This window comes from Candidatus Enterococcus wittei, from assembly GCF_002140175.1.
Taxonomy (GTDB): domain Bacteria; phylum Bacillota; class Bacilli; order Lactobacillales; family Enterococcaceae; genus Enterococcus_B; species Enterococcus_B wittei.
Map to the genome: position 1 here is coordinate 435,674 of NZ_NGMO01000002.1, position 6,843 is coordinate 442,516.

General features: G+C 36.2%; 5 protein-coding genes and 1 pseudogene. 4 read left to right on the forward strand and 2 right to left on the reverse strand.

The window, feature by feature from the left end:
- Nucleotides 1-364: 364 nt before the first annotated feature.
- Nucleotides 365-590 (reverse strand): annotated as a pseudogene (locus A5844_RS14620) (hypothetical protein); the annotation flags it as partial.
- Between the two features lie 760 nt (nt 591-1,350).
- A complete protein-coding gene (locus A5844_RS06375; RefSeq protein ID WP_256924537.1) occupies nt 1,351-2,130 on the reverse strand; it encodes a MurR/RpiR family transcriptional regulator in 780 nt (259 codons plus the stop codon).
- A 146-nt stretch (nt 2,131-2,276) separates the two neighbouring features.
- Here A5844_RS06375 and pfkB point away from each other — a divergent pair, with 146 nt between their 5' ends.
- Genes pfkB through lacD form a run of 4 tightly spaced genes read left to right on the forward strand, consistent with a single transcriptional unit; the run spans nt 2,277 to nt 6,116 of the window.
- The gene (gene pfkB / locus A5844_RS06380; protein ID WP_086284371.1) at nt 2,277-3,212 is read left to right on the forward strand and encodes a 1-phosphofructokinase; all 936 of its coding nucleotides are present in this window, start codon (nt 2,277-2,279) and stop codon (nt 3,210-3,212) included.
- A complete protein-coding gene (locus A5844_RS06385) occupies nt 3,209-4,648 on the forward strand; it encodes a PTS fructose transporter subunit IIC (protein ID WP_086284372.1) in 1,440 nt (479 codons plus the stop codon). The genes pfkB and A5844_RS06385 overlap by 4 nt, the downstream gene beginning before the upstream one ends.
- A gap of 22 nt (nt 4,649-4,670) precedes the next feature.
- The gene (locus A5844_RS06390) at nt 4,671-5,126 is read left to right on the forward strand and encodes a PTS sugar transporter subunit IIA (RefSeq protein ID WP_086284373.1); all 456 of its coding nucleotides are present in this window, start codon (nt 4,671-4,673) and stop codon (nt 5,124-5,126) included.
- Between the two features lie 18 nt (nt 5,127-5,144).
- The gene (lacD, locus tag A5844_RS06395; RefSeq protein ID WP_086284374.1) at nt 5,145-6,116 is read left to right on the forward strand and encodes a tagatose-bisphosphate aldolase; all 972 of its coding nucleotides are present in this window, start codon (nt 5,145-5,147) and stop codon (nt 6,114-6,116) included.
- Nucleotides 6,117-6,843 lie beyond the last annotated feature (727 nt).

Below are 6,843 nucleotides of genomic sequence, written 5' to 3' on the forward strand. Positions count from 1 at the left end.
AAATGTTGGATAGTATTTAAGAGTTTCATTATATAAATCCCATGGATATGCCTTTTAAGGCTTTTTGCTTATCTCTAACTATCGATTATTCTTAAAGAACAGTTATCATAAATACATTTCCGATAGTAGAATTTGAAAAAATACATTAATATCCTGATTTTTATATATTCATCTGATAAGTTTGAATTGTATTAATTATAGGGCTACTTTTTAAAAGTTCAAAATTTACTATAATAAATAGGGTATCATCCATACTCAAGTATATAGAAAATCAAGGTATTCTATATACTTGGATTCATTCACTAAAAACAGAGTAGTGAGAGACTGTTTTTAGTGAATGATTGATATAGTTATATATAGTTGATTAGCTTCCAAGTAACCAATCAACAATATATATATATGGATTCCATCAATTTGGTCAATATCATAATATCGATCAGTAATAACTATCTTTTTATAATTGTCTTTTTATGAAGTAAATTATTAGTTTCATGTTTATTTTTAGGAGGTTCGTAAGTAACTTGTATATAAAGTGTTTCATCTAATTTTTTTGCAATAAAATCAATTTCTTTATTATGAAGTTTTCCAAGTAAATAAAATTATCCATTATTTGAAGTTAACTTCAAATATACAGATCAATCATTTGGAGTTGAACATTGTTTAAAAGATTGATTATATATAAATGCCATATTTTTATATAGTTCGTTTAACATTAGCATGATTTTTTTGATTGGAAACAAAATCACTTTGATAACATAGCTATTTTCCAATATTTTATTGTCATTCATCAACAAGATTTCTAAAAGAATTATCATACTGTATTAACGCTTGAGATATTGCTTTGTCAAATTCATCAGACAAAGCAATTTTTTTAGTTCTATCATTAAATTTGTTTCTTCAATAGGGAAGAATATTCCAGAAACAAACTATCAATACAAGAAGCAACTCAATTGAATATCAAACCAACTACACTTAGTTGACTTACGCTGTTAGCAAATACGAATTTTTGTCGGTTCTTACTACATCATAGAGAGCGTGGAACAAAAGTATGATTTACTCTTGCATCACGCTCTAAATACATATAAACGGCGGGATCAGAAGCAACTCCTTCGATAACAAGCTGAAATTCACAAAAATTTGAAAAGCAATTTTCGTAAATTCCTTCTTATTTCTCGGGGTTAACCACTTCTGTTCTAGCCTCTTTTTTACATAAAGATACAAAATTGAAGTGTGTCAATTCAGGGCTTCATTTAAAATCCTAGCTTATTCCCACTGTGGGGGTTCCAATCATAGAAGGTTAGCTTAACAGTTTTTTTATTTGATTTCGGCGAAAAATCTTAGATAAAAGAATCAATGTTTTTTTCCTCTTGAAGTTCGTAAGGCATAAGAGTCAAGTAAGATTCTTGCCAGTATGGAGAGGGGGAGTCTGGAACGCACCTCGTATTCTGGAAAGAAAGAACCTTCTGATTTAAATCCGACAAATGGGATCTCGATATGTTCGATCAAACTTGAATGGCGATTGGCAGTAAGCAAGATGGTTCCAACTTCCGCTTGATAGCAATTTTCAGCTGCGGTGATCAGTTCTTTCGTTTCGCCATTTAAGGAAACAAAAATCACGATATCGCCTTTTGATAATTTTTTGCTGATATTTTTAATAATATTAGGGTCCGTATGCATCTCGCAATATTTTCCCGTCAGTTGAAATTTGACCATCATTTCTTGTGCAATCAGTTCTGAAAAACCTCGGGCAAAAATCATGATTCGTCGAGCAGCTTTGATTCGTTGGATAGCATCTTCGATATTGCCACTTTCCACCATATTGATCGTACGAATGACTTCCTGTTCATTTTTCAGGATCGCGGTTTTTATGCCTTCATCGACTTTATCAAGGGCAGCAAAATTGATATTGGTATTTTCCTTTTCTTTTAAGGAATGCTTAAAAGAAGTGAATCCTTCATACCCTTTTTTCTTCATGGTGCGAACAACGGTTGCTGTTGAAACGTTTGCATACTCACTTAATTTCACAATGGAATAAGATGGGATCTCTAGGATATGACTTTGGATAAAGTCCCAGAGGTATTGCTCTGATTCACTTAATTTTGTATCCATGTTCTGCCTCCGTTCATTGATGTTGCTTCCATTGTAAATCGGGAGTTCTTCTTACTTCAAGGTTATTTAGTATTGATTGTAAAAGTTTTCATTGCTTTTGCCTATTTATGAAAACATTTACATAAAATGGTGTTCCATAATGGATCTGTAAGGAAGGAGGAGCGTAAATGTCAGTGTATACGTGTACTTTCAATCTGGCAATCGACCTTTTTATCGAAACAGATGAAATGAAACCATTCAAAGTCAATCGCACAAATGATGATGAGATACAAGCTAACGGAAAAGGTGTCAATGTTTCATTGATCATGAAGCAATTAGGCATCAATAATACGGCTCTAGGGTTCAAAGCTGGTTTTACTGGGGATTATATTGAGGATTATTTGCATCAACAAGAGATTGGAACTGATTTTATTAGTGTACCAGGAATGACCAGAATCAATGTTTTTACACAAGTCAATAAAAAAAATGAAGAGTTCAAGCTGGTGAACAAAGGACCAGAGATCTCCCAAAAGAAAATCAACTCTTTGTTGAATCAAATCAAAAAGCTACAAGCAGGTGATTACTTATGCGTATCTGGCAGTTTGCCACGGGGGGTATCGCCAGAGATTTTTGTTGATATTAGTCGTATTTGTTTTGAGAAGCAAGTGAATTTGATTATTGATTCAAGTTATCCTGAAGTGCTTGAATGCCTGTCTTACCAACCATTTTTGTTAAAACCCAATGAGGAGGAGTTACAGTCATGGTATCATACCGAACTCAATAGTCGTGAAGAGTATATAAGTTATGCCAAACGATTGATCGCAGATGGTGCAAAAAACGTTTTTCTTTCCTTAGGAGAAGAGGGAGGTGTTTTATTGACGAAGGATGCAGTCTACTCAGGAAACTCTCCAAAAGGTCAAGTAGTCAATACTGCGTGTGCCGGAGATACTTTGTTAGGAACATTTCTTGCAGGGCATTTAAAAGGAGAGGAGTTAGCGACCAATTTGAAGAAAAGTTTAGCTGCTGGAAGTTCAACCGCTTTTCGTAAAGGATTAACTGATTTTTCGGATGTTGTAGAGTTAGAAAAACAAATTGAAATCAAAGAGGGAGCGTATAAAAAATGACCACTTACAAGATCGTTGCCGCCACTGGTTGTCCAACTGGGATCGCCCATACTTATATGGCACAAGAAGCGTTGGAACAGGCAGCTAAGCGCAAGGGAATATCTATAAAAGTTGAGACACATGGCCAAGTAGGAATAGAAAATCAATTAACACCAGAAGAGATAAAAAATGCAGATGCGGTGATTATTGCTGCTGACAAAGATGTACAAGCAGAGCGTTTTGCGGGAAAGCGTGTGATCACTGTTCCTGTTAGCAAAGGAATCAAGGATGCTGACCAATTGATCGAAGAGGCATTAATGAAAGGTTCGATCACTGCGGAAAATCAAACGGTTGATGCTATGGAAAAAGTAGATATGGAAATTACCACAGGTATCGGACATAGTATTTATAAAAATCTGATGAATGGTGTATCTCACATGTTGCCCTTTGTCGTGGCAGGTGGGGTGATCATAGCCATTTCGTTTGCTATTTGGGGTGTATACTCGTTTGATCCGAATGATCCTACTTATAATTCGACTGCTGCAATGTTAAAAGGGATTGGTGACACAGCAATGGGAATGATGGTGCCTATTTTAGCAGCTTATATTGCTGAAGGCATCGCTAAACGACCGGGTTTGGTTGTGGGATTTGTTGGTGGTCTGTTAGCGAATGCAGGTGGCGCTGGTTTCTTAGGCGGGATTTTTGCTGGGTTTCTAGCTGGTTACTTTATTTTACTGCTGCAAAAGGTCATGAAAGGATTACCTAAACAATTAGATGGACTGAAGGCGATCTTTTTATATCCAGTGATTGGTGTCTTATTTATTGGGGTAGTGATGACTTTGTTAGCCAAACCGATGGAAGCTATCAACCAAGGCATGATGGATTTCTTGTCAGGATTCCAAAATTCGAATCCATTGATTTTAGGGATCATTGTTGGCTGTATGTCAGCCTTTGATATGGGAGGCCCTGTCAACAAAGCCGCTTATGTTACAGGGACAGCATTGTTAGCACAAGGCAATCATACCTTTATGGCCGGGGTGTCTGCAGCTTGTATTGCGCCACCGTTGATTACTGGATTTGCTGCACTATTATTTGGTAAATATTTTGATACGAACGACCGTAATGCTGGATTAGTCAATTTTATTCTAGGTTCCACACATATTACTGAAGGAGCGATCCCATTTGCAGCAAAAGATCCTTTACGTGTCCTGCCGACTATGATGCTAGGTTCATCGATTGCCGCTGTTCTGACCTATATGTTTGGTGTACAAGTACCTGCACCACATGGCGGTTTCTTAGTGTTACCTGTTGTTACGGGAAAGGTGGCCTGGGTAGGATCGATTTTACTTGGTTCTATTGTGGGGGGAGTGATTTTAGGTTTGATCCAAAAACGCAGTGTAGAAAAACGTGAAGCAGAAGTATCCGCTGTGGAAATGAAAGAAGTGACGAATCACTAGACTGTTGGAAAGAGGGATGTAAATGACTTTAATCAAATCAAACAATATTTTTATGGACAGAAATTTTACGACACTAAAGGAAGTAATGGACTTTCTTTCAGAACAAGCAATTGCTTTAGGGATCAGTGATGACCAAGAGGCAATTTATAAGAGTTTAATAAAAAGAGAAGCAGAAGGTTCGACGGGGATGATGGAAGGTTTTGCCATCCCACATGCGAAAGACAGTAGCATCAAACATACAGATATCGTGATTATCCAGTTAAATAAAAAAATAGAGTGGGAGAGTTTAGATGGGGGAGGGATCGATTTTGTGATCGCCCTTTTCGTACCTGATTCTGATGCAGGTACGACCCATTTAAAACTACTATCTCAAGTAGCCAGACTTTTGTTGCACAAAGATGTGACGAATGGTTTAAAACGAGCCCAATCTGCGGAAGAGATCGAAAAACTTCTAAATGAAAAATTAGAAGAAAACTAAAAAGAAAGTAGGGAAAACATGACAGTAAAAGAAAAAAAGAAAACTTGTCTTCGAAAATTGAGTAATGAAAAGGGAATTATCAGTGCACTAGCAATCGATCAACGAGGTGCTTTAAAAAAAATGATCGATAGATTCCAAGAACGACCAGCAGTGGAGGAACAGATCATTGATTTCAAAAAAATTGTTTCTTCGGAATTGACACCATACGCTTCAGCGATTTTATTAGATCCAGAATATGGGTTACCTTCAGCCGAAGTTCGCGCTGAAAATGCAGGTTTACTGTTGGCTTATGAACAAACGGGGTACGATACGACAACTCCAGGGCGTCTGCCCGATGTTTTATCTACTTGGTCTGCCAAACGTCTGAAAGAACATGGTGCAGATGCTTGTAAGTTCTTGTTGTACTATGATGTGGATGAGTCTGATGAAATCAATAATCAAAAAAAGGCTTTCATAGAACGCATTGGTTCTGAATGTCTAGCGGAGGATCTACCGTTTTTTTTAGAGTTGGTTTCTTATGATGCGAATAATCCAGATACGTCTTCAAAAGAGTATGCATTGCAAAAACCGCATAAAGTAAATGAAATGATGAAAGAATTTTCTAAAACACGTTATGGTGTTGATGTCTTGAAAGTAGAAGTCCCTGTCAATATGAACTATGTAGAAGGTTATGCGCAAGAGAGTGCATATACGAGAGAACAAGCAGCTGCTTACTTCAAAGAGCAATCTGAAGCGACGGATCTACCGTACATTTTCTTAAGTGCAGGGGTAACTGCTGAATTGTTCCAAGAAACATTGAGATTTGCAAAAGAATCGGGTGCTACATTCAATGGGGTACTTTGCGGAAGGGCAACTTGGGCGAATGGGGTAGAACCTTTTGTTACTAAAGGGGAAAGTGCCGCTAAAGAATGGTTGCATACAAAAGGACGCAAGAACATCGAAGAGTTGAATAATGTTTTACAAGAAACAGCAACGCCTATTCGATTCTAGAGGAAAAGTATGAATAACAAGAGCGGAAAATAAAACAAGGCGCGTGTGACAAAAGTATGATTTACTTTTGTTTCACGCTCTAAATATGTGTAACAATCGGTGGGATTAGAAGCAACTCCTTCGATAATAAGCTGAAAATCACAAAAATTTAAAAAGCAATTTTCGTGAATCCCTTCTTTTTTTTTTCGGAGTTAACCGCTTCTGTTCCAGATTTTTTATTTATCTTCTTAGTGGGATTCGCAGAAAGTGCGAAAAAGAAAGGCACTTACTCTGTAGATAAAAAAGAAATGGATATAACAAATACAGACAAGTATTTAGAAAAAAACTATAGAAGGATAAAAAAAACTTACCGTGACACGTGATTTTAAAATATCAGATTCGATTAACCGTTCTAAGATAAATGGTTTGTGGGTAAGAAATCAAATGAAAAAACCAGCCCTCTTTGAATTATTTGAACGATTATGACTTCAAATCAGCTTTTTTTGAGTATATGAACCATTTTCAACAATCCTATATTAAAATAAATTTGATAGAAGCAATAAGATTTACCATCATGCTTAAAAACATGATTGCTGGAAGTAAACGAGTAGTAAATTACTGTAAAGTGATGTGTGTGTTTAGTCATTAAGAAAAGCGTTAGTGCAGATCATTGTACTAACGCTTTTTTTAAGAAAAAAAGATTACTAAAAGCTAAAAGACTTGTTTTATTTCATCCTTTAGGTCATTT

Bases quoted from the DNA above. Each gene is read 5' to 3' on its own strand.
- pfkB (WP_086284371.1), top strand. From the start codon at position 2,277: ATGTCAGTGTATACGTGTACTTTCAATCTGGCAATCGACCTTTTTATC.
- A5844_RS06385 (WP_086284372.1), top strand. From the start codon at position 3,209: ATGACCACTTACAAGATCGTTGCCGCCACTGGTTGTCCAACTGGGATC.
- A5844_RS06390 (WP_086284373.1), top strand. From the start codon at position 4,671: ATGACTTTAATCAAATCAAACAATATTTTTATGGACAGAAATTTTACG.
- lacD (WP_086284374.1), top strand. From the start codon at position 5,145: ATGACAGTAAAAGAAAAAAAGAAAACTTGTCTTCGAAAATTGAGTAAT.